Source organism: Geodermatophilus sabuli (genome assembly GCF_010686765.1).
GTDB classification, from domain to species: domain Bacteria; phylum Actinomycetota; class Actinomycetes; order Mycobacteriales; family Geodermatophilaceae; genus Geodermatophilus; species Geodermatophilus sabuli_A.
Map to the genome: position 1 here is coordinate 108,503 of NZ_JAAGWF010000020.1, position 24,810 is coordinate 133,312.

Below are 24,810 nucleotides of genomic sequence, written 5' to 3' on the forward strand. Positions count from 1 at the left end.
TCAGCGGTGCGCGGACGCGCGGTCACGACGCGACGCGGGAGAGGGCGGGGGCGGGCGCGGCGCGGTCCAGGTCCCCGGCGAGCCGGTCGAGCAGCTCACCGAGCAGCCGGGCGTCGTCCTCGCTCCAGTCGGCCAGGGCCGCGGTGGCCCAGTCCGAGCGGAGCGCCCGGGCGTCGGCGAGGGCGGCGGCGCCCGCGCCGGTGAGGTGCAGCAGGCTGGCCCGCCCGTCGCGGGGGTCGGGACGGCGCTCGATGTGGCCGGAGCGCTCGAGGACGGCCAGCTGACGGCTGGCCACCGACACGTCCACGCCGGCGCGGGCAGCCAGCGCGCTGCACCGCTGCTCGCCGTCCGTCTCGAGGGGGACCAGCAGCGACCAGCCGTACGAGGGCAGGTCGCCGTTGACGGCGTCGGCAGCCCGGACGCTCAGGAGCCGGCCGGTGCGCAGGATGCGCGCCACGCCGGCGGTGAGCCGTTCGCAGGTCTCGCGGGTGATCGGCACGGGTCTTCCTCGCCACAGGGGTACTTGCAGACCGCAACCATACATCCGTTTGGTTGTGGTCTACAACTGTTGTGACGGAGGAGACTCCTGTGGTCAGCGGCGCGCGGCGTCCTGGGGGTCCTGGCGCTCGGCGCCCTCCCGGGCCTCGCCCATCCGGTTGAGCCGGCCCAGCAGCTCACCGAGGACGACGACGTCCTGAGCCGGCCAGTCGGCCAGGTCGGCCTCCCAGCGGGCGCGACGGGCCTCGCGGATCCCGGCCAGGCGGGCGGAGCCCTCCGCGGAGGTGCGCAGCACCTGCGCGCGCCCGTCGGCGGGGTCGGGCTCACGGGTGACCAGGCCGAGGTCGACCAGCGTGGCGACCTGCCGGCTCACCGTGCTCTTGTCCAGCCCGAGTCGACCCACCAGGTCGCTCGCCCGCAGCGGGCCGGCGTCCTGGAGGAGGGCGAGCAGCCCGTAGGCGGCGCCGTCGAGGTCCGGGTGCAGCTCCCGCGACAGGCGCGCCGAGATCGCCCGCGACCGGCGCAGCAGCAGCCCGATCTCCCGCTCGACGCGGACGAAGGCCTCGTGCTCGGCGGTCACCGGTCGTCCCGCGGCCGCCAGACGACCAGCGCGGACGTCGACGGGCGCAGCGGCACCAGGTCGCGGCCGAAACCGGCGCGGACGGCGGACTCGGCGGCCATGGTCCGGGTCTCGGCGAGCTCCAGCGCGGCGAGCAGCTCGTGCACCCGCTGCTGCAGCGCCTCGACCTGCGACTCGAGGTCGATGATCCGCTTGATGCCGGCGAGGTTGACGCCGTCCTCCTGGGACAGCCGCTGCACCTCGCGCAGCAGCTCGACGTCCCGCGGGCTGTACCGGCGGCCGCCGCCCGCCGTCCGGCCCGGGCTGACCAGCCCGAGCCGGTCGTACTGGCGCAGCGTCTGGGCGTGCATGCCGGCCAGTTCCGCGGCGACCGAGATGACGAAGACCGGCGCGTCCTCGGCGACCGACCGCCCGACCTCGCGGCGCGGGCGGTCGGGGTCGGCGGCGGTCACCGCGCGTTCCCCTGGACGGCGGCGGTGATCGCCGGCCGCGGGTCGCCCAGCTCGGCCTCGAGCACCTTGACCGCCTCCTCGGCGGCCGCGGACAGCCGCTTGGGCACGGCCACCTCCACCGTCACCAGCAGGTCGCCGGAGCGACCCTTGCCGGGCACGCCCCGGCCGCGGACCCGCAACGTCTGGCCGCTCGCCGTCCCCGGCGGCACCTTGAGGCTGACGTTGCCGTCCAGCGTCGGCACGGTCAGCGTCGCCCCGAGGGTGGCCTCGGCGAAGGTGATCGGCACGGTGAGGGTCAGGTCGCTGCCCCGGCGGCCGAACAGGTCGTGCCCGGAGACGTGCACGACGACGAACAGGTCGCCGGCCGGTCCTCCGCGGCGGCCCGGCGCACCCTTGCCGGCCAGCCGGATCCGCTGCCCGTCCTTGACGCCGGCCGGGATCCGCACCGTGATGGTGCGGGTCTGCGTGGTGACGCCGTTGCCGGCGCAGGTCGGGCACGGGTCGTCGACCACCTGGCCGGTGCCCCGGCAGTTGCGGCACGGCTCGGAGAAGGCGAACGCGCCCTGGCTGCGGCTGGTGACGCCGGCCCCCTGGCACACCGGGCAGGTGTGCGGGCTGGTCCCGGGCTTGGCTCCGCTGCCGGCACAGGTCGGGCAGGTGCCGGGGCTCTGCATCCGCAGCGGCACGGTCACCCCGAGGACGGCCTCGTCGAAGGAGAGGGTCGCTTCGGTCTCGACGTCCTGACCGCGTGCCGGGCCGGACGCCGCCTGGCTGCGCGCCCGCGCGGAGCCGGCACCGCCGCTCCCGAACAGGCCGCCGAACAGGTCGCCCAGCCCGCCGGCCCCGGCCCGGCCCGCGCCGCCGCCGCCCGCGGCCCCGAACAGGTCGCCGAGGTCGAAGGGCTGCCCGCCGCCTCCGCCGGGGAAGCCCCCGGGGAACCCGGCCCGGGCACCGGCGCCGCCGGCGCCGAAGAGCCGGCGGGCCTCGTCGTACTCGGCCCGCCGCTTGGTGTCCGAGAGCACGTCGTAGGCCTCGGAGACCTCCTTGAACTTGGCCTCGGCGTCGGCGTTGCCCGGGTTCTTGTCCGGGTGCAGGTCCCGGGCCAGCTGCCGGTAGGCCTTCTTGATCGCCGCGGCGTCGGCGTCCTGGGCGACGCCCAGAGCGGCGTAGTAGTCCTTCTCGATGAAGTCCCGGGTGCTCATCGGGCGCCCCCTCCCTGGTTCAGTCGGACGCCGGTGCGGCGTCGCCCGGCTGCGCCGGCGCCGCCTCGGGGGCTCCGCCGTCGCCCGCCGCCGGGGACTCCGGATCGGTGACCGCCACCATCGCCGTCCGCAGCACGCGGTCGCCGCGACGGAAACCCTGCCGCAGCACCGTCGTCGCGGTGGGGACGTCGACGTCGGCCGAGGTGTCGTGCATGACGGCCTCGTGCAGCGCGGGGTCGAACGGGTCACCGGCCACGCCGAAGCCCTCGACGCCCAGCCCGTCGAGCAGGCCCAGGACGCGGTCGGCGACGACCTTGAAGGCGCCGGTCAGGTCGCCGTGGTCGCGGGCCCGCTCGATGTCGTCGACGATCGGGAACAGCTGGGCGGCGAACCGCTCGGCGGCCTGGTCGACCACCAGCGTGCGGTCCCGGTCGATCCGCCGGCGGTAGTTGGCGTACTCGGCCGTGACCCGCTGGAGGTCCTCGGTGCGCTCCGCCAGCTGGCGCGACAGGTCGTCGTCGGCCGCCACCGGCGCCGGGCCGGCTGCGGTCTCGTGCTCGGTCATCTGCTCCCCTGGGAGTTCGGTGCCCGGGCGGGCGCCGGCCGGCTGGTCGCCGGCCGGCACCCGCACGGTGCCGCTGGTCGGATCGATGCGTCGCTTGTCGCGGATCACGACCCGCGGCGTCTCCTCGCCCTGCGGTCCGGTCATCGGCGGTCGGTGCCCTCGTCGTCGACGATCTCGGCGTCGACCACGTCGTCGTCCGCCGCCGTACCCGACGCACCGGCGTCACCGGGCGTTCCCGCGTCGGCACCGGTCGCACCGGGTGCGCCCGCCTCGGCCTGCTGGGCGTAGAGCGCCCCGCCGACCTCCTGGCTCACGCGGGCGACCTTCTCCTGCGCGGCCTTGATCGCGGCGATGTCAGAGCCGCCGAGAGCGCTGCGGAGCTCCGTCAGCGCCTCGCCGAGCTCCTCCTTCTTGTCGGCGGGGATTTTGTCGCCGTTCTCCGCCAGGAACTTCTCGGTCTGGTACTGCAGCGACTCGGCCAGGTTGCGGGTCTCGGCCTCCTCGCGGCGCTTCTTGTCCTCCTCGGCGTGCGCCTCGGCGTCCTTCATCATCCGCTCGATGTCGTCCTTGGGCAGGGCCGAGCCGCCGGTGATCGTCATCGACTGCTCCTTGCCCGTCCCGAGGTCCTTGGCGGTGACGTGCACGATGCCGTTGGCGTCGATGTCGAAGGCGACCTCGATCTGCGGGACGCCGCGCGGCGCCGGGGGCAGTCCGGTCAGCTCGAACATGCCGAGCTTCTTGTTGTAGGCGGCCATCTCGCGCTCGCCCTGGAAGACCTGGATCTGCACGGACGGCTGGTTGTCGTCGGCCGTCGTGAAGATCTCGGAGCGCTTGGTCGGGATCGTGGTGTTGCGCTCGATGAGCTTGGTCATGATCCCGCCCTTGGTCTCGATGCCCAGGGACAGCGGGGTGACGTCGAGCAGCAGGACGTCCTTGACCTCACCGCGGAGGACGCCGGCCTGCAGCGCGGCACCGATGGCCACGACCTCGTCCGGGTTGACGCCCTTGTTGGGCTCCTTGCCGCCGGTCAGCTCCCGGACCAGGTCGCTGACCGCGGGCATCCGGGTGGACCCACCGACGAGGACGACGTGGTCGATCTGGCCGACCGAGATGCCGGCGTCCCGCACGACCTGGTTGAACGGCGCGCGGGCGCGCTCGAGCAGGTCCTGCGTCATCCGCTGGAACTCGGCGCGGGTGATCGTGACGTCCAGGTGCAGCGGCCCCTCGGCGCCGGCGGTGATGTAGGGCAGGTTGACGTTGGTCGACTGCGCGCCCGACAGCTCGATCTTGGCCTTCTCGGCGGCCTCGCGGAGCCGCTGCATGGCCAGCTTGTCCTTGGACAGGTCGATGCCGTTGGAGGCGTTGAAGGTCTTGACCAGGTGGGTCATGACCTTCTCGTCCCAGTCGTCGCCGCCGAGGTGGTTGTCACCGGCGGTGGCCTTGACCTCGATGACGCCCTCGCCGATCTCCAGCAGGGACACGTCGAACGTGCCGCCGCCGAGGTCGAAGACGAGGATCGTCTGCTCGGTCTCGCCCTTGTCCAGGCCGTAGGCCAGCGCGGCCGCGGTGGGCTCGTTGACGATGCGCAGGACGTTGAGGCCCGCGATCTCGCCGGCCTCCTTGGTGGCCTGCCGCTGGGCGTCCTCGAAGTAGGCCGGGACGGTGATGACGGCGTCGGTGACCGGCTCGCCCAGGTAGGTCTCGGCGTCCCGCTTGAGCTTCTGCAGGATGCGGGCCGAGATCTCCTGCGGCGTGTACTTCTTGCCGTCGATCTCGTTGGTCGACCAGTCGGTGCCCATGTGCCGCTTGACGCTGCGGATGGTCCGGTCGACGTTGGTGACCGCCTGGTTCTTCGCCGACTGGCCGACGAGGACTTCGCCGTTCTTGGCGAAGGCGACGACCGACGGCGTGGTGCGCGAGCCCTCGGAGTTCGCGATGACCGTCGGCTCGCCGCCCTCCAGGACGGTGACGACGGAGTTGGTGGTGCCGAGGTCGATACCGACCGCTCGAGCCATGGAGATGGCCTCTCTTCCGTGTGCCGTGGGGTGGTACTGGTCCGTCTCAGGAGCTGAGGGACGTCGCCTTGCGCGTGGTCCGCTCAACTTTCCTGCCCACCCTAACGGCAGCCCCCGGAGAACTGTTCCCGGGGCCGAGACCCCGGCCCTCCTCGCGCGGCTTCCGATGACCAGGGGACCGATCATCGGCGACCGGGCCCGCGGGGTGGGCGGGCCGTGGCGGGGTGGCCGCGCCCTGCCCACATCGTGGTTACCGGCGAGTAGCCTCTCGGTCCGGGCAGCTATCGTGCGAGCGCGGGCACCGGTGTCCGCGGCGGTCCGCCGCCGGCTCCCGGGCCGGTCACGACGACGGCGAGCGCGCTCCCGCCGTCCCGGCGGGTGGGGGATCAACCGACGCCGACAGGCGTCCGGGAGGGAAATCGATGGGCCCCTTGCAGGTCGTCCTGGGGACGGTCAGCGTCCTGTTCCTGGTGGTGGCCTCGGTGATGGCCTACCGGGCGGTGCGCGCGATGGTGCGGATCATCCGGATCGGCCAGCCCGACGACACCCGCTTCGGCCCGGTGCGGTCCCGGCTGAAGACGCTGCTGGTCGAGTCGCTCGGGCACACCCGGATGCTCAAGTGGTCGACCATCGGCGTGGCCCACTGGTTCGTCTTCGTCGGCTTCTACGGCCTGTTCCTCACCCTGGTCGAGGCGTTCGGCGAGGTGTGGGACCCCTCCTTCCACCTGCCGCTGATCGGCGAGTGGTTCCTCTGGAACCTGTTCGCCGACGTCATCGGCACCGGCACGGTGCTCGGGATCGTCTACCTGATCTACCGGCGCCAGCGGGACCACCCCCGCCGTCAGGGCCGCGCGAGCCGCTTCGCCGGCACGAACGAGGGGCGCGGCTACTTCGTCGAGGCCGTCGTCCTCACCGTCGGCGTCTGCATCCTGCTGATCCGGGCGCTCAAGGTCTCCTCCGACCTGACCGACGCGCCGGCCTGGTCGCACCCGATCTCCGGCGCGCTGGCCACCGTGCTGCCCGACAGCCCCGACCTGCTGTCGGTCGTCGCGTTCGTCAAGATCGTCGTCTCGCTGGTCTGGCTGGTCGTCATCAGCCGGATCCTGAACATGGGCGTCGCCTGGCACCGGTTCAGCGCCTTCTTCAACATCTACTTCAAGCGCGAGGACGACGGCAGCGTCGCGCTGGGCCCGCTGCAGCCGATGACCAGCGGCGGCAAGGCGATCGACTTCGAGGACCCCGACGAGGACGCCGTCTTCGGTCGCGGCAAGATCGAGGACTTCACCTGGAAAGGCCTGCTGGACTTCACCACCTGCACCGAGTGCGGGCGGTGCCAGAGCCAGTGCCCGGCGTGGAACACGGGCAAGCCGCTCAGCCCGAAGATGGTGGTGATGGACCTCCGCGACCACCTGTACGCGAAGGCCCCCTACCTGCTGGGCGAGAAGACCGCCTCTGAGACCGCACCGGACTACGACGTCCTCGAGCCCTCCGACGAGCAGGTCTGGGCATCGGGGTACGCCCGCATCGAGGGCACCAACGACGCCCAGGCGCACCGCCCCCTCGTCGGCACCCTCGAGGAGGGCGGGGTCATCGACCCCGACGTCCTCTGGAGCTGCACCAACTGCGGCGCCTGCGTCGAGCAGTGCCCGGTCGACATCGAGCACGTCGACCACATCGAGGACATGCGCCGCTACCAGGTGCTGATCGAGTCCAACTTCCCCTCCGAGGCCGGCGTGATGCTGCGCAACCTGGAGAACCGCGGCAACCCCTGGGGCGTCCAGGCCAGCACCCGCGACGAGTGGATGCGCGACCTGGACTTCGAGGTGCAGGTCGCCGACGGCCCGCTGGACTACGACATCGAGTACCTGTTCTGGGTCGGCTGCGCCGGCGCCATCGACGACCGCGCCAAGAAGGTCACCAAGGCCGTCGCCGAACTGCTGCACACCGCGGGCGTCGAGTTCGCCGTCCTCGGGTCGGGGGAGACCTGCTCCGGTGACCCCGCGCGCCGCCTGGGCAACGAGTTCGTCTTCCAGATGCTGGCCCAGGAGAACGTGGCCACCCTCGACGGCGTCTTCGAGGGCCGGGTGCCGGGGATGCGCAAGATCGTGGCCACCTGCCCGCACTGCTTCAACTCGCTGAGCAAGGAGTACCCGCAGGTGGGCGGCCACTACGAGGTCGTGCACCACACCCAGCTGCTCGGCCAGCTGGTGGCGGAGGGCCGGCTCACGCCGGTCACGCCGGTCGACCGCAAGGTCACCTACCACGACCCGTGCTTCCTCGGCCGGCACAACAAGGTCTACACCCCGCCGCGGGAGATCCTCGACTCCGTCCAGGGCCTCACCACCCAGGAGATGCACCGGTGCAAGGACCGCGGCTTCTGCTGCGGAGCCGGCGGTGCGCGGATGTGGATGGAGGAGAAGATCGGCAAGCGGATCAACGTGGAGCGCACCGAGGAGGCGCTCGAGCTCGATCCCGACGTCATCTCCACCGCGTGCCCGTTCTGCATCACGATGCTCAGCGACGCACTCACCACCAAGAAGCAGAACGGTGAGGCCGGCGAGCACGTCGAGGTGCTCGACGTCAGCCAGATCCTGCTCCGCTCGCTCGCTCCCGTCGGCGCGCCCGGCACCGAGGCGGGGGCCGACGTCGGCAGGCTGGCCGACGACGTGGCGGGCACCGGCTCCGCGGCCACGGAGCACGGCCCGCAGTAGGAGGACCGCGGGGCCGCCGATGGTTGCGCCGCGGCAGAAGGACCTCCTCGCCCCCCACCGCTCGCCAGCTCGCGGCGGGCCCCTGCGAGGAGGCCGACCACGACGGGGCCCGGGTGGCGAGGGACCATCGTCGGGTGTCCTCCGCCGCCGACGCGCCACCGGCCCCGACCGGCAGCCGGGAGCTCGCGCTGATCGGCGCGGCGATCGTGCTGACCGCATTGAACCTGCGGACCGCGGTCACGAGCGTGGGCCCGGTGCTGGAGGAGCTGCAGGACGGTCTCGGGCTCTCCAGCGGCCTGGTCGGTGTCGTGACGACGCTGCCGGTGCTCTGCTTCGCCGGCATCGGCTTCGCCGGCCCACTCCTCACCGCTCGGTTCCGCGACGCGCACGTCCTGGGCGCCGCCCTGGGCGCCATGGCGGCCGGCCTGGTGCTGCGTGCGGTCACCGACTCCTTCGGCGGGTTCGTGGCGGGCACGGTCGTGGCCATGACCGGGGGAGCGCTGGGGAACGTGCTCCTCCCGGGCCTGGTGAAGCGGTACTTCCCCACTCGGACCGGCCTGCTGGTCGGCGCCTACAGCACGGCCATGACGGTGGGCGGCGCCGCCGCCGCGGTGGTGACCCAGCCGATCGCGGATGCGGCGGGCCCGGGTGGGTGGCGCTGGGCCCTGGGCATCTGGTCGGCCCTCGCGCTGGTCGCCGCCCTCTCGTGGCTGGCGGTGCGAGCCCGGCCGGGGGCGCGCGGCCGCGCGGTGCGCGCCGTCCGGATGCGCTCGCTCGCCCGCAGCCGGCTCGCGGTCTGCTTCTCGCTGTTCTTCGGCTCGCTGACGACGCTCGCCTACATCGTCATGGGCTGGTCGGCCCAGTACCTGCGGGACGCCGGGCTGAGCCCCGCGACGGCCGGGCTGATGCTCGGCATCAACTCCCTCGCGGTCATCCCGCTCAACGCCACCATCCCCTCGCTGGTGGTGCGCCCCGGCCTGCAGCGCCCGCTGCTCCTGGTCCTGATGGCGGGCTACACCACCGGCTTCGCCGGGCTGATGGCCGCACCGCTGGTGGTGCCCTGGCTGTGGATGGTCCTGATCGCGGTCGGGATGGGCACGTTCCCCATGGTGCTCACCCTGCTCGGGCTGCGCGCCCGCACGCCGGAGACCACCGCCGCCCTGGCCACCGTCGCCCAGGGGGTCGGGTACCTGCTGGCGGCTGCCGGTCCGCTGCTGGTCGGGCTGCTGCGGGGATCCGCCGGCGGCTACACCGGGATGTTCGTCGTGGTCGCCGTCGCGCTGGTCGGCGCCCTGGCCAGCGGCTGGGTGGTCACGCGGCAGACGTACGTGGACGACGAGGTGCCCGGCTGGTCACCGGCGTCCACGGGCGGCCGGGTCGTTGCCCGAGGAAACGACCCGCTCGTCCCCGGCGCCGAGCACGGGGGGACGATCGTCGGGTGACCCGCACCGCCGACAGCCCGCCCGCGCCCCCCGACGCCCGCCGCGGGCTGCTGCTCATCGGGACGGCGATCGTGCTCACCGGGTTCAACCTGCGGACGGCGGTCAACAGCATCGGCCCGGTGCTCGAGGAGATCGAGACGGGGCTGGGCATCTCCAGCAGCGCCGCCGGGCTCATCACGACCATGCCGGTGCTGTGCTTCGCCGCGATCGGCTTCGCCGGACCACCGCTGGCGGCCCGCTACCGCGACGGGCACGTGCTCGCCGGCGCGCTGCTGGCGATGGCCCTGGGCCTGGTCGTGCGCGGGCTGGCCGGTCCGTTCTGGCTCTTCCTGGTGGGCACCGTGCTGGCGATGGTCGGCGGAGCCCTGGGCAACGTGCTGCTGCCCAGCCTGGTCAAGCGCTACTTCCCCCATCGGACCGGCCTCCTGGTCGGGGCCTACAGCACGGCCATGGCCGCCGGCGGAGCGGTCGCCTCCATCACCGCCGCCCCGATCGCCGCCGCCGCCGGTGCCGACGGCTGGCGCTGGGCGCTGGGCTGGTGGGCGGTGCTGGCGCTGCTGGCGGCCCTGCCGTGGCTCGCGGTGCCCGCCCGGCCGGGCGCGTCCCGCGACTCGCACGTGACCGTGCGGATGCGGTCCCTCGTGCGCAGCCCGATGGCGCTCGCGCTCGCCGTCTTCTTCGCCATGCAGTCCATGCAGGCCTACGTGCTGATCGGCTGGACGCCGCAGTACCTGCGTGACGAGGGGCTGTCGGCGGCCACCGCGGGGCTGCTGCTGGGGATCAACACGATCGTCGTGATCCCGCTGAACGCGGTGGTGCCGGCGCTGTCGGTCCGCCCGCACCTGCAGCGGCCCATGCTGGCCGGCTTCGGCGTCTGCTACGTCGTCGGGTGGCTGGGGCTGCTGCTGGCCCCGACCACCCTCCCCTGGCTCTGGATGAGCATCCTCGCCATCGGCCTGGGCACCTTCGCGATGGTGCTCACCCTCATCGGTCTGCGCGCCCGCACCCCGGAGACCACGGCCGCGCTGTCGACCGTCGTCCAGGGCTGGGGGTACCTGCTGGCCGGCGCGGGCCCGCTGCTGGTCGGCGTCCTGCGCGGGGCCACGGGGAGCTACGCCGGGATGTTCGTCATCGTCCTCACGGGCGTCGCCGTGCTCATGGTGACCGGCTGGTTCGTCACCCGGCCACGGTTCGTCGACGACGAGGTGCCCGGCTGGTCGTCGGCCGGGCGGCACGGTGACGTCATCGAGGTGGCCGGCACCGAACCGCCGGTCACCGTGCACGTCAGGGAGCCCGGCGGGTCTCCGCGCGGGTGAAGTTGCGGAACGAGCGGGACGGCGTGGGGCCGCGCTGGTCCTGGTACCGGGACCCGTACACCGCCGAGCCGTAGGGGTTCTCGGCCGGGCTGGTGAGCCGGAACAGGCACAGCTGGCCGATCTTCATCCCCGGCCAGAGGGTGATCGGGAGGTTCGCCACGTTCGACAGCTCCAGCGTGATGTGGCCGGAGAACCCCGGGTCGACGAACCCGGCGGTCGAGTGGGTCAGCAGCCCGAGCCGGCCCAGGGAGCTCTTCCCCTCGAGTCGCGCCGCCAGGTCGTCGGGGATGCGCACCACCTCGAGCGTGGAGCCCAGCACGAACTCGCCGGGGTGCAGCACGAACGGCTCGTCCCCCTGCGGCTCCACCAGCGCGGTGAGGTCGTCCTGCTGCGCCGCCGGGTCGATGTGGGTGTAGCGCGCGTTGTTGAAGACCCGGAAGTACCGGTCCAGCCGCACGTCGATGCTCGAGGGCTGCAGCAACGCCTGGTCGTAGGGGTCGATGCCGAGCCGCCCCTCGGCGAGCGCAGCCGTGATGTCGCGGTCGGACAGCAGCATGCCGCGGAGTCTAGGGAGGCAGGGCCGACGCCCGGCCCCGGGCGAGTGTCTGAGGTGGGCGGCGGTGGGTTCCTGGCGGCCGGGCGGCGCCGGCCGCGGGGTACCGTCCCCTCCGGTGCCCGGCCCCCGGCCGGGCGATCGGGCGTCGCCGCGTGCCGGGACGGCCCGGCCGTCCAGGAGCCGAGCGGAGGTGGCGCAGGTCGTGAGCGCGGGCCCCGACGGAGCACCGTCCCCCGCCGACGGGGGGCTGTTCCGGGACGGCGGCGAGAACGGCCGGCTGATGGCCGCGTTCGACTGGGCCGGCTCGCCGGTGGGCCCGGTCGCCGGGTGGCCGGCCAGCCTGCGGCACGCCGTCCGGACGGTGCTGGCCTCGCGCTTCCCGATGATCCTGGCGTGGGGAGCCGGCTACACCCAGTTCTACAACGACGCCTACGCCACGCTCATCGGCGCGAAGCACCCCGCGGCCATCGGCGCGGACCTCCGGGTCACCCTCGCCGAGGGCTGGGCCGCCCTCCAGGGGCCGGTCGAGCACGCCATGACCGCCCGCGAGGCGTCGTGGATCCCGCAGCTGCTGCTCCTCCTCGAGCGGGCCGGCTACCGCGAGGAGACCTACTTCACCGTCTCCCACGCCCCCGCCTACGGGGACGACGGCCGGGTCGCCGGGATGCACGCGGTGTGCACCGAGGTGACCCGGCAGGTGCTGGCCGAGCGGCGGCAGCGGTTGCTGCACGACGTGGCGACGGCCGCGGGGCAGCAGCTCGGCGACGAGGCGGCCACGGTGAGGGAGATGACGGCCGCGCTGGCCGGGGACCCGCTGGACGTGCCGGTGGCCGCGGTCTACCTCAACACCCCCGACGAGCCCGGGCTCCGGCGCGCGGCCGCGATCGGCTGCGATCCGCAGGCGCTGCCCGAGAGCCTCTCCGGCGACGGTCGGCTGGCAGCCGCCGTGGCGGGCCTGGGTCTCCCGGGGGGCCCGTGGGGCGACCCGGTCACCGAGGCCGTCGTCCTCCCGCTGTCCGGCGGCGCAGGGGCCGACCGGGTCGGCGTGCTCCTGGTCGGCGTCAACCCGAACCGGGCGCTGGACGCCGAGTACCGCACCTTCCACGAGCTGCTCGCCGGGCAGTTCGCCGGCGCGGTGGGCAATGCCCGGGCCTACGCCGCGCAGCGGTCGCGGGCCGAGGCGCTGGCCGAGCTGGACCGGGCCAAGACGACGTTCTTCGCCAACGTCAGCCACGAGCTGCGCACCCCGCTGACCCTGCTCATGGCCCCGATCGCCGACGCCCTCGCCGACGCCGGACCCGGGCTGCCGGCCGGCGTCCGGGACCAGCTCACCCTCGCCCTGCGCAACGGCCACCGGCTGCAGCGGCTGGTGAACGACCTGCTCGAGTTCGTCAGCATCGAGGCCGGCCGCGCGTCGGCGGTGCGCGTGGAGACCGATCTGGCCGCGTTCACCGCCGAGCTGGCCGGGGTGCTCCGGGCCGCCACGGAACGGGCGGGGCTGCGGCTCACCGTCGAGTGCCCGCCGCTGGGCCGGCCGGCGTTCGTGGATCCGCGGATGTGGGAGAAGATCGTCCTCAACCTGGTCGCCAACGCGGTGAAGTACACGTTCGTCGGCGGCATCGACGTCTCGCTGCGCGCCGCCGGTGACGCCGTCGTCCTGGAGGTGGCCGACACCGGGGTCGGCATCCCCGCCGCCGAGCTGCCGCAGCTGTTCGAGCGGTTCCACCGGGTCGCCGGCTCGCCCGCCCGCAGCCGCGAGGGCACCGGCCTGGGGCTGGCCCTGGTGCGCGAGCTGGTCACGCTGCACGGCGGCTCGGTGCGGGTGGACAGCGAGCCCGGCGTGGGCAGCACCTTCACCGTGACCGTGCCGCTCGGCGCCCCCGACGCGCCCGCGGAGGGCCCGGCCACACCGTCGGACGCCGCGCGGGGAGCCGCGGTCACCCCGTGGGACGACGAGCTGGACTGGTCCGCGGCACCGCCGGGACCGCCGGCCGGCGCCCCGCGTCCGGTCGTCCTGGTCGTCGACGACAACGCCGACATGCGCGCCTACCTGCGCCGCCTGCTGTCCCCCGAGTGGACGGTGCGGACGGCGGACGACGGCGTACCGGCGCTGGCCAGCATCGCCGAGATGCGCCCGGACGTCGTCCTGACCGACGTGATGATGCCGGGGCTGGACGGCTTCGGCCTGCTGCGTGCCCTGCGCACCGACCCGGCGACCCGGGAGATCCCGGTGGTCATGCTGACCGCCCGGGCCGGCCAGGAGGCCGCGGTCGAGGGCTTCGACGCGGGGGTGGACGACTACCTGGCCAAGCCGTTCCAGTCCGCGGAGCTCGTCGCACGGCTGCGCTCGGTGCTCGGTCGAGGTACCCGGCGGGCGCCCGGCGTCCCGTTGCCGCCGCCCGCGCCGCCGGCCGGCCCGGCCTCCGGACCGGTGGCCACGCCGCCACGCCCCCGCGCCCCGGTGACGGTCGGGGAGCCACCCGCGCCGTCCGCACCGCCCCGGACCGTCACCGGTCACTGGCGCCTGCCGTCGGCGGGCTCGTCGGTCCCGGCGCTGCGCCGCCGGCTGCGGGCCCTGTTCGCCGACGCCGGACTGGACGATGACCGCGCCTACGACCTGGTGCTCGCCACCTGCGAGGCGGCGACCAACGCGATCGAGCACGCCCAGGACCCGACCGAGCCGTTCATCGACGTCGCCGCCGAGGTGGTCGGCGGGCGGGTGGAGATCGCCGTCCGGGACTACGGCCGCTGGCGGGAGCGGGTGGCGAGCATGGACCGCGGCCGCGGCTCGATGCTGATGAGCGCGATCGGTGACATCACCGCCACGCCGAGCCCCGCCGGTACCACGGTGGTCATCCGCAGCCGCTGACGCCGGCCGTGGTACCGGGCGGGGTGCGGCGCCTACGCCCCGACGTAGGCCGCGAGGTGCTCGCCGGTGAGGGTCGAGCGGGCGGCGACGAGGTCGGCGGGCGTGCCCTCGAAGACGATCCGGCCGCCGTCGTGCCCGGCGCCGGGGCCGAGGTCGATGATCCAGTCGGCGTGCGCCATGACCGCCTGGTGGTGCTCGATGACGAGGACCGACTTCCCGGCATCGACCAGCCGGTCGAGCAGGCCGAGGAGGTTCTCCACGTCGGCGAGGTGCAGGCCGGTGGTCGGCTCGTCGAGGACGTAGACGTCGCCCTTCTCCGCCATCTGGGCAGCCAGCTTCAACCGCTGCCGCTCGCCGCCGGACAGCGTGGTGAGCGGTTGCCCGAGGGTGAGGTAGCCCAGGCCGACGTCGGCGAGCCGGTCGAGGATCGTGTGCGCGGCCGGGGTGCGCGCGTCGCCGTCCCCGAAGAACGCCTCGGCCTCGGTCACCGACATGGCGAGCACCTCGGCGATGTTGCGCCCACCGAAGGTGTACTCGAGGACCGACGCCTGGAACCGCTTGCCCTCGCACTCCTCGCACGGCGACTCGACGGTGGCCATGACGCCCAGCTCCGTGTAGATGACGCCGGCGCCGTTGCAGGTGGGGCAGGCGCCCTCGGAGTTGGAGCTGAACAGCGCCGGCTTCACGCCGTTGGCCTTCGCGAACGCCTTGCGGATCGGCTCGAGCAGGCCGGTGTAGGTCGCGGGGTTGCTGCGCCGGGACCCGCGGATGGCCCCCTGGTCGACGACCACGACGCCGTCGCGGCCCGCGACCGAGCCGTTGACCAGCGAGCTCTTGCCCGAGCCGGCCACGCCGGTGAGCACGCAGAGGACGCCGAGCGGGATGTCGACGTCGACGTCCTGGAGGTTGTGCGTGGACGCGCCGCGGACCTCCAGGGCACCGGACGACGACCGGACCGAGTCCTTGACCTCCGCCCGGTCGTCGAGGTGCCGGCCGGTGACGGTGTCGCTCTCCCGCAGCCCGTCGACGGTGCCCTCGAAGCAGACGGTGCCGCCCCCCGTCCCCGCGCCGGGACCGAGGTCGACGACGTGGTCGGCGATCGCGATCGTCTCGGGCTTGTGCTCCACGACGAGCACCGTGTTGCCCTTGTCCCGCAGCTGCAGCAGCAGCCGGTTCATCCGCTCGATGTCGTGCGGGTGCAGCCCGATCGTCGGCTCGTCGAAGACGTAGGTGACGTCGGTGAGCGAGGAACCCAGGTGGCGGATCATCTTGGTCCGCTGCGCCTCTCCGCCGGAGAGCGTGCCCGCCGGCCGGTCGAGGGAGAGATAGCCCAGCCCGATCTCCGCGAACGAGTCGAGGAGGTGGCGCAGCCCGGTGAGCAGGGGGGCCACCGACGGCTCGTCGAGCGCGCGGACCCAGCCGGCGAGGTCGCTGATCTGCATCTCGCACAGGTCGGCGATGTTCTTGCCCCGGATCGTCGACGACCTGGCCTCGGGGGTGAGCCGGGTGCCGTCGCACTCGGGACAGCGCTGGAACGTGATCGCGCGCTCCACGAAGGCGCGGATGTGCGGCTGCATGGCGTCGACGTCCTTGGCGAGCATCGACTTCTGGATCTTCGGGATGACGCCCTCGTAGGTGAGGTTGATCCCCTCCACCTTGATCTTCGTCGGCTCCTTGTAGAGGAGGTCGTGCAGCTCCTTCTTGGTGTACTCCGCGATGGGCTTGTCCATGTCGAAGCCGGCGCCGCTGAAGATCCGGCCGTACCAGCCGTCCATGCTGTAGCCGGGGATCGTCAGCGCACCCTCGCCCAGCGACTTGGTCTCGTCGTAGAGCGCCGTGAGGTCGAAGTCGGAGACCGAGCCCATGCCCTCGCAGCGCGGGCACATCCCGCCCAGGTAGACGACGTCGCGCACCACGGCCTTCTCGACCCGGCCGCCGGACTTCTCCGTGCTCATCACCCCGCTCGCCTTCCGCGTCGGGACGTTGAACGAGAACGCGGTGGGGGGACCGATGTGCGGCGTGCCCAGCCGGCTGAAGAGGATCCGGAGCATCGCGTTGGCGTCGGTGGCGGTGCCGACGGTGGAGCGCGGGTTGGCGCCCATGCGCTCCTGGTCGACGATGATCGCCGTCGTCAGACCCTCCAGCAGGTCGACCTCCGGGCGGGCCAGCGTCGGCATGAACCCCTGCACGAAGGCGCTGTAGGTCTCGTTGATCAGCCGCTGCGACTCCGCGGCGATGGTGCCGAACACCAGCGAGCTCTTGCCCGAGCCGGAGACGCCGGTGAACACGGTGAGCCGGCGCTTCGGGATCTCGACGCTGACGTCCTTGAGGTTGTTCACCCGCGCTCCCAGCACGCGGATCAGGTCGTGGCGGTCGGCGGCGGGCAGCGCGGGCGACTGCGCGTCCGTGCTCGTGGCCGTGCTCATCGGATCTCCATCTGTCCGGAGGTGCGCCGTGGCGGTCGGGCGCCATCGGCGTGGTGGCGGCGACGCACTGCTGTCTACCGGATGGGGGTGTCAGCCGGGTGGCACTACGCCCGTCCGGATGACCGCCGGAGCGCTCAGCGCAGCTCCTGGATGCGGATCATGTTCCCGGCCGGGTCGCGGACGGCGCAGTCGCGGACGCCGTAGTCCTGGTCGGTCGGCTCCTGGACGACCTCGGCACCGCCGGCCTCGAGCTCGGCGAAGGTCCGGTCGAGGTCCGGGGTGGCCAGGTTGACGCCGAAGTAGCTGCCCTTGGCCATCAGCTCGAGGAGGGTGCGCTTCTCGTCGTCGGTGAGGCCCGGGGTGGCGGTGGGCGGGTGCAGGACGATGGCCGTGTCGGGCTGGCCGGCGGGGCCGACGGTGATCCACCGCATGCCGCCGTACCCGACGTCGAGGCGGACCTCGAAGCCGAGCGTGTCGCGGAAGAAGGCGAGGGACGCGTCGGGGTCGCTGTGCGGGAGGAAGCTGGAGTGGATGGTGACGTCCATGTCGATCACGCTAGAGAGGGCGCCGTGACCTGCGCTTCTCGATTCCTGACCGGTCTGGTCACCTGCTTGGCCACGCACGCCGGCAGCCCCGCCGTCGCCGCGGTCGCCGCGCGCCGGTAGACGCTGGGCGGCACGCCGACCAGCTCGGTGAACCGGGTGCTGAAGGTGCCCAGCGACCCGCAGCCGACCGCGAAGCAGACCTCGGTGACGGTCAGGTCGCCCCGCCGCAGCAACGTCATCGCCCGCTCGACCCGCCGCGTCATCAGGTAGGCGTACGGCGACTCCCCGTAGGCGCGGCGGAACTCGCGGCTGAGGTGGCCGGCCGACATGTGCGCGCCGCGGGCGAGGGCCTCGACGTCCAGCGGCTGCGCGTACTCGCGGTCGATCCGGTCGCGGACGCGGCGCAGCCGGGCGAGGTCGCGCAGCTGCACCGCCGCCGGGTCGCCGCTGGTCACGTGCCGGATCGTGCCACGTCCAGCCGCCCCGCCCCCCGCCGAACAGCGCCCCGCAGGTCGGGCGCGGCCACGGGCCGGCCGGGTGGGCCGGTGCGACGCGTGACCCACTCCGTCGCCTCGTCGCTGGACGGGTACCACACCGACGCCCAGGGCGGCTGCGCCCGGGCCGGTCCGGACGAGGAGGTCGTCGCGGCGTCGACCGCCGACGCCGCCGGGGCGAGCACCGTCCGGGGCCGGCGGCGCGACGAGCGGTGGCTCAACCCCGCACCTGCGCGTTGAGCCGCGCGGCCTGCCGCGTCAGGTGGTCACGCTCGGGCAGGTCGTGCGCCGACCGGGCGGCCTCGGCGTAGAGGCGAGCCGCGGTGACCGGATCGCCGTCGCGTTCGTGCAGGTAGGCCGCGACGGCGGTGTGGCGGGGCAGGGAGGGGTCGAGTTCGGCCAGGGCGGCCAATCCGGCCCGTGGGCCGTCGGCCTCCCCCACCGCCACGGCCCGGTTGAGGCGCGCGACCGGGCTGCCGGTGAGCCGCACCAGCTCGTCGTACCACTCGACGATCTGCACCCAGTCGGTCTCCTCCGCCGTCCGGGCGTCGGCGTGCAGCGCGGCGACGGCGGCCTGGGCCTGGAACTCGCCCAGCCGGTCCCGGGCGAGTGCTGCCTGGAGCACCTCGACGCCCTCGGCGACCAGCTCGGTGTCCCACCGGCTGCGGTCCTGCTCGGCGAGGGGGACGAGGCTGCCGTCCGGGCGGGTCCGTGCCGGGCGCCGCGCGTGGTGCAGCAGCATGAGCGCGAGCAGTCCCGCCACCTCCGCGTGCTCGACACTGGCTGCGAGCTGACGGGTGAGCCGGATCGCCTCGGCGGCGAGGTCGACGTCACCGGAGTAGCCCTCGTTGAAGACCAGGTAGAGCACCCGCAGCACGGTGGCGACGTCCCCGTGCTGGGTGAACCGGACGTCGGAGACCGTCCGCTTGGCGCGGCTGATGCGCTGGGCCATCGTCGCCTCGGGCACGAGGTAGGCCTGTGCGATCTGCCGCGTGGTCAGTCCGCCGACCGCGCGCAGGGTGAGCGCGACGGCGGACGCGGGGGACAGCGACGGGTGGGCGCACAGGAAGTACAGCTCCAACGTGTCGTCGGTCTCGGTGCCGGGCCCGGGCGCCGGCTCCTCCTGCACGAGCTCCTCCCGACGCCGCCGGGAGGTGTCGGCGCGGGAGCCGTCGAGGAACTTGCGCCAGGCCACGGTGACCAGCCAGGCCCTGGGGTCCCGCGGCGGGTCGTCCGGCCACACGCGCACGGCCTCGACCAGCGCCTCCTGCACCGCGTCCTCGGCCGCCGCGAAGTCAGCTCCGCGGCGGCCGAGGATCCCGATCACGGTGGGGGTGAGGCTGCGCAGCAGCGCCTCGTCCACCGCCGGTCACTCCGTGATGGTCTGCGGCGCCCCCAGGAAGGGGCGCACCTCGAGCCACTCGTGGATCGGCTCCCCACGCGCGCCCGGAGCCGCGGACAGCTCGCCGGCCAGCTCGAGCGCCCGGTCGTGCGACTCGACGTCGATCACCATCCAGCCGGCGATCAGGTCCTTGGTCTCCGCGAACGGGCCGTCGGTGACCGGCGGCCGGCCCGGGCCGTCGTAGCGGACGAAGGTGCCCCTCGGGGACAGCGCCTGCTCGTCGACGAACTCGCCGGTCTCCTGGAGCCGGGCGGCGAAGTCGTTCATGTACCGCACGTGGGCCAGGACCTCGTCCGGCGTCCACTGGTCCATCGGCACGTCGTTGACCGCCGCCGGGGCGCCCCGGTAGTGCTTGAGCAGCAGGTACTTGGCCATGTGGTCTCCCTGGTCGGGTGCGGCCCATCCTGGCCGCGTGCACCCGGGGGACGGAGCCGCGCGCGGGTTCTCGACATCGGCCAGCACGTCGGGTGGGGGCCGCGGCCGGGAACGCCCCGTGTACAATTCCCAGGACTGCTCACCGGGCGGCGGGGCTCCGCAGCCGCGCAGGCCAGGGCAGCAGTGCGGGTGTAGTTCAATGGTAGAACATCAGCTTCCCAAGCTGACAGTGCGAGTTCGATTCTCGTCACCCGCTCCACACGAGACGTGCGCCGGCCCGCCGGCTCACCCGTCGCGGCGCCCCTGGTACCGCGCCGCCCGTCGCGCCGCTGCCGCGCGCCGCCGCTGGGAGTCCTGCTGATCCCGCTCGCGGGCCGCCCGGTCCCGCACGCGGGCCGCCGTGCCCGCGGGGTAGCCGGCCTTCTTGACCCGGCCCTCCAGCGTCTCCGTCATGTAGGCGATGGAGAAGAAGAGCCCCAGCGCGACCCCGCCCAGGGCGGCCATCGCGCGGATCCAGAGTGGGCCGGGCACCAGCAGCACCACCAGGGCGATGGGGACGGCCAGCTGGATCATCGCGCGGGCCATGTGCCGGAGCGCCCACGTCCGGGTCGTCGTGTCGTGCAGCACCCAGGACCGGTGGCGGGCGGGCAGACCCGCGCCCAGGGCGTAGCCGATCCACCGCAGGACGCCGGGCCGACGGACCTGCTCTGCCGATCCGCCCGGGTCCACCGACGCCTGTCCGCTCACCGTCACGACTCCCTGTGTACGCCCCATCCGGTGAGTACACCAATGATTGGGGCCCCAATCATCATGGTGTCGCGGAGGTCACCGGTGCGTCGTCACCCTTGTGCAGCACCTGGGATGCGGCGATGACCTCGGTCAGCACCTCGTGCAGCAGAGCGAGCCGGGCCGGGTCCATGCCGAGCCGGGACACGATGCCGGCGGGGATTGCCTCGGCCTGCTCGCGCAGCGCCCGGCCGCGATCGGTCAGCGCGATGGCCAGGGCCCGTTCGTCCCGCCGGTCCCGGTCACGGCGGACCAGTCCGCCCACCTCCAGGCGCTTGACCAGCGGTGAGAGGGTCCCGGGGTCCAGCTGCAGGAGCCGGCTGAGGTCCTTGACCGAGAGCGGCCCGTGCTGCCAGAGCGCCAGCATCACCAGGTACTGGGGATGGGTGAGCCCCATCGGCTCCAGCCACGGCCGGTACACCGCGACGACGTTGCGCGCGGCGACCGACAGGGCGAAGCAGACCTGCCTCTCCAGAGCGAGCGCCTCGTCCCCGGCCGGCGTCGCGGCGGCGGTCTCCTCCATGCGACCCATGGTAGGGACGGCGGCCGCACCGCTCGGGCCCGACGAGCGGCCGCCGTAGCCTGGCTCGGCCCCGCGCACCCGGCGCGGCGGCGCCACACCTGCCGGGAGGCGCCCGTGCCCGCCGTCCCCGAAGCGCTGGTGGCCCGGCTGCGCGCCGCCGGCTGCGTGTTCGCCGAGGAGGAGGCCGCCGCGCTGACCGCGGCGGACGGCGGACCGGAGCAGCTCGAGGACCGCGTGGCCCGGCGGGTCGCCGGCGAGCCGCTCGAACTGGTCCTCGGTTGGGCGGAGTTCTGCGGGCTGCGGATCGCCGTCGCCCCGGGGGTCTTCGTCCCGCGCCGCCGCACCGGTCTCCTGGTCGACCGGGCCGTCGAGGCGCTGCACGGCCGGCCCGGGGTGGTGGTCGACCTGTGCTGCGGGACCGGGGCGGTGGGCGCGGCCGTGGCCGCGGCCGTCGGCCCGATCGAGCTGCACGCCGCCGACGTCGACCCGACCGCCGTGCGCTGCGCCGAGCGGAACCTCGCCCCGGTCGGCGGCCGGGTCCACCGCGGCGACCTCTACGCCGCGCTGCCACCGGACCTGCGGGGCCGGGTGGCCGTGATCGCGGCGAACGCCCCCTACGTGCCCACCACCGAGATCGCGCTCATGCCGCCCGAGGCGCGCGACCACGAGCCGCACTCCGCCTTGGACGGCGGGGCCGACGGCGTGGACCTGCACCGCCGGGTCGCCGCCGGCGCGCTGGGGTGGCTGGCGCCCGGCGGCACCCTCCTGGTGGAGACCAGCCGCCGGCAGGCGCCGCTCACGGCGGCCGCCGTGGTCGCCGGCGGGCTGGCCGCGGCGGTGGTCCGCGACGACGACCGCGACGCCACGGTCGTCGTCGGCACGGCGCCGGACCGGTGGCCCGTCCGCGCGTGAGGTGCACGAGAACGGTGTGCTCGGCTCGTCACACCCTGCTATGACACGCTCGGCGTTGATTCGGAACGGCTCCGTCACCACGTGACCTGCGGCGATGCCGGGCCCTTGGGCCCTGCCGCCTCTTCCGGGCGCAGACCACGATCATGGACATGACGGACGCGCACCCGGTCCCCAGCGGGCCGGACGAGCAGGCTCCGTCGGCTCCCCCGGTCCTGGACGGCGCCGGCGACCCGGCTCCCGAGGGGAGGCCGCGCGTCGAGCCGATGCGGCTCAGCCCGCTGCTGCCCCGCCGGCAGAGCCCGTGGCTGGTCGTCGACGTCGACGGCTCACCCAGCAGCTACCGGGGGCTGGTCTGGGCGTTGCGCGAGGCGGCTCGCCGTGAGGCCACGGTCGTGGCCGTCTGCGTGCTCGACGACGCCCACGACGACCTGTTCGGCGGGTTGGGCCGGCCGAGCCGCCGGGACGCGGCCGCGGCCCAGGACCGGCTGGAGGCGCAGGTGCTCCGCGCCATCGGCGAGACCGGGGTGGTCGGGCGCAGCCGCACCACCGTCCTGGACCGGCCGGTGTTCGAGGCGCTGATCGGGGCCGCGCGCGGTGCCGACCTGGTGGTCGTCAGCTCCCACGGCAAGACCCTGCTGCGCCCCGCGGTCCCCCGCCCGCCGGCCCGCCGCCTGGCTCGCGGCGCCTGACAGGGGGCCCGCATCTCCCGTCGTCCCGAGCGCTCCTCCCACTCCCCCGGCGGCCGGGCCGTGACCCCGCCCGACGCCGAGGTCCCCGATCTGCCCGCGGTCGCGGTCCCCGTGCTCGCGGCCGGCGTGGAGGCCGCGGCGCGCAGCGACCATCTCGAGGCCACCCTGCAGGGCCTCGTCCGTGCGGCGGTCGAGCACTCCGGCGCCACCTTCGGCGCTCTCGGCGTGCTGGACGGCGAGGGCACCCGCATCGAGCGGTTCGTCGTCGTCGGCATGGGCGCCGACGATCGCGGACGCATCGGCCGCCTGCCCAGCGGCGAGGGCGTGCTCGGGCTGCTCATCGACGACCCCGCCGCCGTCCGCCTCGACGACCTCACCGCCCATCCGGGCGCCGTCGGGTTCCCCCCCGGTCACCCGCCCATGCACAGCTTCCTCGGCGTTCCGGTCCGCGTCGGCGACGCGGTCTTCGCCAACCTCTACCTCACGGCCAAGCGCACCGGTGGACCGTTCACCGCCGCCGACGAGCAGGCCGTGACGGCGCTCGCCGCGGCCGCCGGGCTGGCCATCCACAACGCGCGCCTGGTCGAGCGGGCCGAGCACCGGCGGGCCTGGGCCCAGGCGGGCAGCGACATCGCGACCGCACTGCTCTCCGGTGCCGATCCCGACAGCGTGCTGCGCTCGATCGCGCAGCGGGTGGCGGCCCTGGCCTCGGCCGACGCCGCCGGCGTGCTGCTCCCGGTGCCGGACGACGAGGACGCGCTGGCCATCGTGGTGGCCGTGGGCGTCGACGGGGACGACGTGGAGGGCGTGCGGATACCGCTGGCCGGCACCCGCCTGGGCGAGGCGCACCGGTCCGGCGTCCCCGTGCTCGTCGACGACGTGCGGGTGCAGGCCACCACCGGTGCGCACGCCGCCGTGGTCGACGAACTGGCGCTGCAGTTCGGGCCCATGCTGACCGTGCCGCTGCCCGGCAGGCCGGCACCGGGCACCGTCGTGGCCCTGCGGTCGCGCGGGCGGGAGCCGTTCGAGCCGGCCACGCTGGATCTCGCCTCGGTCTTCGCGGCGCAGGCCGCGGTCGCCCTGGGGCTGGCCCGCAGCCAGCAGCGCGAGCGCCGGCTGCAGGTGGAGGCGGACCGCGACCGGATCGCCCGCGACCTGCACGACCACGTGGTGCAGCGGATCTTCGCCACCGGGCTGGCACTGGACCGGATCAGCCGGTCGCTCCAGGACACCGCCCCGGAGGCGGCCGCTCGGATCGCCGAGCGGGTCGACGAGCTGGACGGGACGATCGCGCGCATCCGGTCGGCGATCTTCGAGCTGCACGAGGGCGACGACGCCTCGCCGGACGCGGTCCGCAGTCGGATCGCCGACGTCGTCCGCTCGATCACCGGTGGCCACGGGCTGCGACCGGACGTGCGGGTGCGCGGGGACGTCGACGAGCTGCCCCCGGCGCTCGTGCCCGACGTGGTCGCCGTCGTCCGTGAGCTGGTCACCAACGTGGTCCGGCACGCGCGGGCGACCCGGGTGACGGTGACGGTGACCGTCGACGGGGAGGTGCGCGTCGTCGTCACCGACAACGGCACGGGGCTGCCCGCCGTCACGGTGCGCAGCGGGCTGACCAACCTCGCCGACCGCGCGGAGCGCCACGGTGGACGGCTGACCACCTCCGCAGGCCCGGCCGGCACGCAGATCCGCTGGACGGTGCCCCTCCCCGATCCGACCTGAGCGCCGTCAGTCGGCCCGGGGCCGGTCGCGGAGCTCGGTGGCCAGGATCGCCGCCTGGGTGCGGCGCTCGAGGCCGAGCTTGGCGAGCAGGTGGCTGGTGTAGTTCTTGACGGTCTTCTCCGCGAGCCCCATCCGGACGCCGATCTGACGGTTGGTCAACCCCTCGCCGATCAGCCGCAGCACGATCCGTTCCTGCTCGGTGAGCACCGCCAGCCGACGCTCCCGTTCGGCCGGCGGGCGCGGTGGCGGCACGGCCGACGGGGCGACGACGTCCTGGCCGAACAACGTGCCGCCCTCGGCGACCGTGCGCACCGCCGACACCAGCGCCGAGCCGCGGACCTGCTTGAGCAGGTACCCGGACGCACCGGCGGCGACGGCGGCGGTCACGGCCTCGTCGTCGGAGTAGCTGGTCAGCACCAGGCAGCGCAGGCCCGGTACCCGCTCCCGCAACCGCCGGCAGACCTCGGCCCCGTCGCCGTCGGGCAGCCGCATGTCCACCACCGTGACGTCCGGCCGCACCGCCGGCACGCGGGCCAGCGCCTCGGCGACCGAGCCGGCCTCACCGACGACGGTGATCTGCGGGTCCTCCTCGAGCAGGTCGGCGACCCCCCGCCGGACGACCTCGTGGTCGTCGACCAGGAACACCCGTACCCCCGCCTCCGGCTCCACCCCGTGCCCCCTCCGGAGAGTGACGTAGCTCACCCACCGTAGCGGTCGGTGATCGTCA

At 74.1% G+C, this 24,810-nt stretch carries 23 protein-coding genes and 1 tRNA gene; 9 read left to right on the plus strand and 15 right to left on the minus strand.

Annotated features, from left to right (window positions below):
• Positions 1–22: 22 nt before the first annotated feature.
• The 6 genes from GCU56_RS18175 to dnaK all read right to left on the minus strand — a co-directional run bounded on the left by GCU56_RS18175 (position 23) and on the right by dnaK (position 5,312).
• Positions 23–499, minus strand: a complete 477-nt coding sequence (locus tag GCU56_RS18175) for a MarR family transcriptional regulator (protein ID WP_163483154.1) — start codon at positions 497–499, stop codon at positions 23–25.
• Between the two features lie 93 nt (positions 500–592).
• Positions 593–1,078, minus strand: a complete 486-nt coding sequence (locus GCU56_RS18180; protein WP_163483155.1) for a MarR family transcriptional regulator — start codon at positions 1,076–1,078, stop codon at positions 593–595.
• Positions 1,075–1,530 (minus strand): heat shock protein transcriptional repressor HspR, encoded by a 456-nt coding sequence (locus GCU56_RS18185; protein WP_163483156.1) that lies wholly within the window; start codon positions 1,528–1,530, stop codon positions 1,075–1,077. The genes GCU56_RS18180 and GCU56_RS18185 overlap by 4 nt, the downstream gene beginning before the upstream one ends.
• A complete protein-coding gene (dnaJ, locus tag GCU56_RS18190) occupies positions 1,527–2,732 on the minus strand; it encodes a molecular chaperone DnaJ (protein ID WP_163483157.1) in 1,206 nt (401 codons plus the stop codon). The genes GCU56_RS18185 and dnaJ overlap by 4 nt, the downstream gene beginning before the upstream one ends.
• Positions 2,733–2,751: 19 nt before the next feature.
• Complete coding sequence (grpE, locus tag GCU56_RS18195; protein ID WP_163483158.1) at positions 2,752–3,441, minus strand: nucleotide exchange factor GrpE; 690 nt, start codon at positions 3,439–3,441, stop codon at positions 2,752–2,754.
• Complete coding sequence (dnaK, locus tag GCU56_RS18200) at positions 3,438–5,312, minus strand: molecular chaperone DnaK (RefSeq protein WP_163483159.1); 1,875 nt, start codon at positions 5,310–5,312, stop codon at positions 3,438–3,440. Before dnaK ends, grpE begins: the two co-directional genes overlap by 4 nt.
• A gap of 422 nt (positions 5,313–5,734) precedes the next feature.
• Between dnaK and GCU56_RS18205 the strand changes: the two genes are divergently transcribed.
• The 3 genes from GCU56_RS18205 to GCU56_RS18215 all read left to right on the plus strand — a co-directional run bounded on the left by GCU56_RS18205 (position 5,735) and on the right by GCU56_RS18215 (position 10,781).
• Positions 5,735–8,023: a (Fe-S)-binding protein gene (locus GCU56_RS18205; RefSeq protein ID WP_163483160.1), complete on the plus strand. Its 2,289-nt coding sequence runs from the start codon at positions 5,735–5,737 to the stop codon at positions 8,021–8,023.
• Positions 8,024–8,157: 134 nt separating this feature from the next.
• Entirely contained in the window at positions 8,158–9,465 is a 1,308-nt protein-coding gene (locus GCU56_RS18210) for an MFS transporter (protein WP_163483161.1), read from the plus strand.
• Positions 9,462–10,781 carry an MFS transporter gene (locus tag GCU56_RS18215; RefSeq protein WP_163483162.1) on the plus strand — a complete coding sequence of 440 codons (1,320 nt, stop codon included), beginning with the start codon at positions 9,462–9,464 and terminating at the stop codon, positions 10,779–10,781. Before GCU56_RS18210 ends, GCU56_RS18215 begins: the two co-directional genes overlap by 4 nt.
• On the opposite strand, the gene dcd is transcribed toward GCU56_RS18215, so the two are convergent.
• Entirely contained in the window at positions 10,750–11,337 is a 588-nt protein-coding gene (gene dcd, locus GCU56_RS18220; RefSeq protein ID WP_163483163.1) for a dCTP deaminase, read from the minus strand. The two genes, GCU56_RS18215 and dcd, sit on opposite strands and share 32 nt — an antisense overlap.
• A 190-nt stretch (positions 11,338–11,527) precedes the next feature.
• Here dcd and GCU56_RS18225 point away from each other — a divergent pair, with 190 nt between their 5' ends.
• Positions 11,528–14,206 (plus strand): ATP-binding protein, encoded by a 2,679-nt coding sequence (locus tag GCU56_RS18225; RefSeq protein ID WP_345771924.1) that lies wholly within the window; start codon positions 11,528–11,530, stop codon positions 14,204–14,206.
• A gap of 32 nt (positions 14,207–14,238) precedes the next feature.
• On the opposite strand, the gene GCU56_RS18230 is transcribed toward GCU56_RS18225, so the two are convergent.
• From GCU56_RS18230 to GCU56_RS18240, 3 genes are all read right to left on the minus strand, one after another.
• Positions 14,239–16,632: an ATP-binding cassette domain-containing protein gene (locus tag GCU56_RS18230; protein WP_163483164.1), complete on the minus strand. Its 2,394-nt coding sequence runs from the start codon at positions 16,630–16,632 to the stop codon at positions 14,239–14,241.
• A 134-nt stretch (positions 16,633–16,766) separates the two neighbouring features.
• On the minus strand, positions 16,767–17,177 hold the full coding sequence (locus GCU56_RS18235; protein ID WP_163483165.1) for a VOC family protein: 411 nt from the start codon (positions 17,175–17,177) through the stop codon (positions 16,767–16,769).
• A 5-nt stretch (positions 17,178–17,182) separates the two neighbouring features.
• Entirely contained in the window at positions 17,183–17,632 is a 450-nt protein-coding gene (locus GCU56_RS18240) for a helix-turn-helix domain-containing protein (protein WP_163483166.1), read from the minus strand.
• A 99-nt stretch (positions 17,633–17,731) separates the two neighbouring features.
• On the opposite strand from GCU56_RS18240, the gene GCU56_RS18245 reads away from it, so the two are divergent.
• Positions 17,732–17,911 (plus strand): hypothetical protein, encoded by a 180-nt coding sequence (locus GCU56_RS18245; protein WP_163483167.1) that lies wholly within the window; start codon positions 17,732–17,734, stop codon positions 17,909–17,911.
• On the opposite strand, the gene GCU56_RS18250 is transcribed toward GCU56_RS18245, so the two are convergent.
• Both GCU56_RS18250 and GCU56_RS18255 read right to left on the minus strand, forming a co-directional pair.
• Positions 17,889–19,034, minus strand: coding sequence for a DUF6596 domain-containing protein (locus GCU56_RS18250; RefSeq protein ID WP_163483168.1), 1,146 nt, complete (start codon positions 19,032–19,034; stop codon positions 17,889–17,891). The genes GCU56_RS18245 and GCU56_RS18250 overlap by 23 nt on opposite strands.
• A gap of 6 nt (positions 19,035–19,040) precedes the next feature.
• Positions 19,041–19,448 carry a YciI family protein gene (locus GCU56_RS18255; protein ID WP_163483169.1) on the minus strand — a complete coding sequence of 136 codons (408 nt, stop codon included), beginning with the start codon at positions 19,446–19,448 and terminating at the stop codon, positions 19,041–19,043.
• 185 nt (positions 19,449–19,633) lie between these two features.
• Here GCU56_RS18255 and GCU56_RS18260 point away from each other — a divergent pair.
• Positions 19,634–19,707: transfer RNA gene (locus GCU56_RS18260), tRNA-Gly, on the plus strand.
• A gap of 26 nt (positions 19,708–19,733) precedes the next feature.
• Here GCU56_RS18260 and GCU56_RS18265 read toward each other — a convergent pair.
• Positions 19,734–20,195 (minus strand): DUF5313 family protein, encoded by a 462-nt coding sequence (locus tag GCU56_RS18265; protein ID WP_345771925.1) that lies wholly within the window; start codon positions 20,193–20,195, stop codon positions 19,734–19,736.
• A gap of 61 nt (positions 20,196–20,256) precedes the next feature.
• Complete coding sequence (locus GCU56_RS18270) at positions 20,257–20,757, minus strand: MarR family winged helix-turn-helix transcriptional regulator (protein ID WP_163483171.1); 501 nt, start codon at positions 20,755–20,757, stop codon at positions 20,257–20,259.
• Between the two features lie 114 nt (positions 20,758–20,871).
• Here GCU56_RS18270 and GCU56_RS18275 point away from each other — a divergent pair, with 114 nt between their 5' ends.
• The 3 genes from GCU56_RS18275 to GCU56_RS18285 all read left to right on the plus strand — a co-directional run bounded on the left by GCU56_RS18275 (position 20,872) and on the right by GCU56_RS18285 (position 24,083).
• Entirely contained in the window at positions 20,872–21,669 is a 798-nt protein-coding gene (locus GCU56_RS18275) for a putative protein N(5)-glutamine methyltransferase (RefSeq protein WP_204332406.1), read from the plus strand.
• Between the two features lie 149 nt (positions 21,670–21,818).
• Positions 21,819–22,358, plus strand: coding sequence for a universal stress protein (locus GCU56_RS18280; RefSeq protein ID WP_163483173.1), 540 nt, complete (start codon positions 21,819–21,821; stop codon positions 22,356–22,358).
• Positions 22,359–22,418: 60 nt separating this feature from the next.
• A complete protein-coding gene (locus tag GCU56_RS18285) occupies positions 22,419–24,083 on the plus strand; it encodes a sensor histidine kinase (protein WP_345771926.1) in 1,665 nt (554 codons plus the stop codon).
• A gap of 6 nt (positions 24,084–24,089) precedes the next feature.
• On the opposite strand, the gene GCU56_RS18290 is transcribed toward GCU56_RS18285, so the two are convergent.
• Entirely contained in the window at positions 24,090–24,752 is a 663-nt protein-coding gene (locus GCU56_RS18290; RefSeq protein WP_163483174.1) for a response regulator, read from the minus strand.
• Positions 24,753–24,810: the final 58 nt, after the last annotated feature.

What these genes read in the sequence shown, in the direction of transcription:
- GCU56_RS18230 (WP_163483164.1), bottom strand. Translation starts at nt 16,632, where the DNA reads ATGAGCACGGCCACGAGCACGGACGCGCAGTCGCCCGCGCTGCCCGCC.
- dnaK (WP_163483159.1), bottom strand. Translation starts at nt 5,312, where the DNA reads ATGGCTCGAGCGGTCGGTATCGACCTCGGCACCACCAACTCCGTCGTC.
- GCU56_RS18270 (WP_163483171.1), bottom strand. Translation starts at nt 20,757, where the DNA reads ATGGAGGAGACCGCCGCCGCGACGCCGGCCGGGGACGAGGCGCTCGCT.
- GCU56_RS18235 (WP_163483165.1), bottom strand. Translation starts at nt 17,177, where the DNA reads ATGGACGTCACCATCCACTCCAGCTTCCTCCCGCACAGCGACCCCGAC.
- dnaJ (WP_163483157.1), bottom strand. Translation starts at nt 2,732, where the DNA reads ATGAGCACCCGGGACTTCATCGAGAAGGACTACTACGCCGCTCTGGGC.
- GCU56_RS18205 (WP_163483160.1), top strand. Translation starts at nt 5,735, where the DNA reads ATGGGCCCCTTGCAGGTCGTCCTGGGGACGGTCAGCGTCCTGTTCCTG.
- GCU56_RS18280 (WP_163483173.1), top strand. Translation starts at nt 21,819, where the DNA reads ATGACGGACGCGCACCCGGTCCCCAGCGGGCCGGACGAGCAGGCTCCG.
- GCU56_RS18255 (WP_163483169.1), bottom strand. Translation starts at nt 19,448, where the DNA reads ATGGCCAAGTACCTGCTGCTCAAGCACTACCGGGGCGCCCCGGCGGCG.
- grpE (WP_163483158.1), bottom strand. Translation starts at nt 3,441, where the DNA reads ATGACCGGACCGCAGGGCGAGGAGACGCCGCGGGTCGTGATCCGCGAC.
- dcd (WP_163483163.1), bottom strand. Translation starts at nt 11,337, where the DNA reads ATGCTGCTGTCCGACCGCGACATCACGGCTGCGCTCGCCGAGGGGCGG.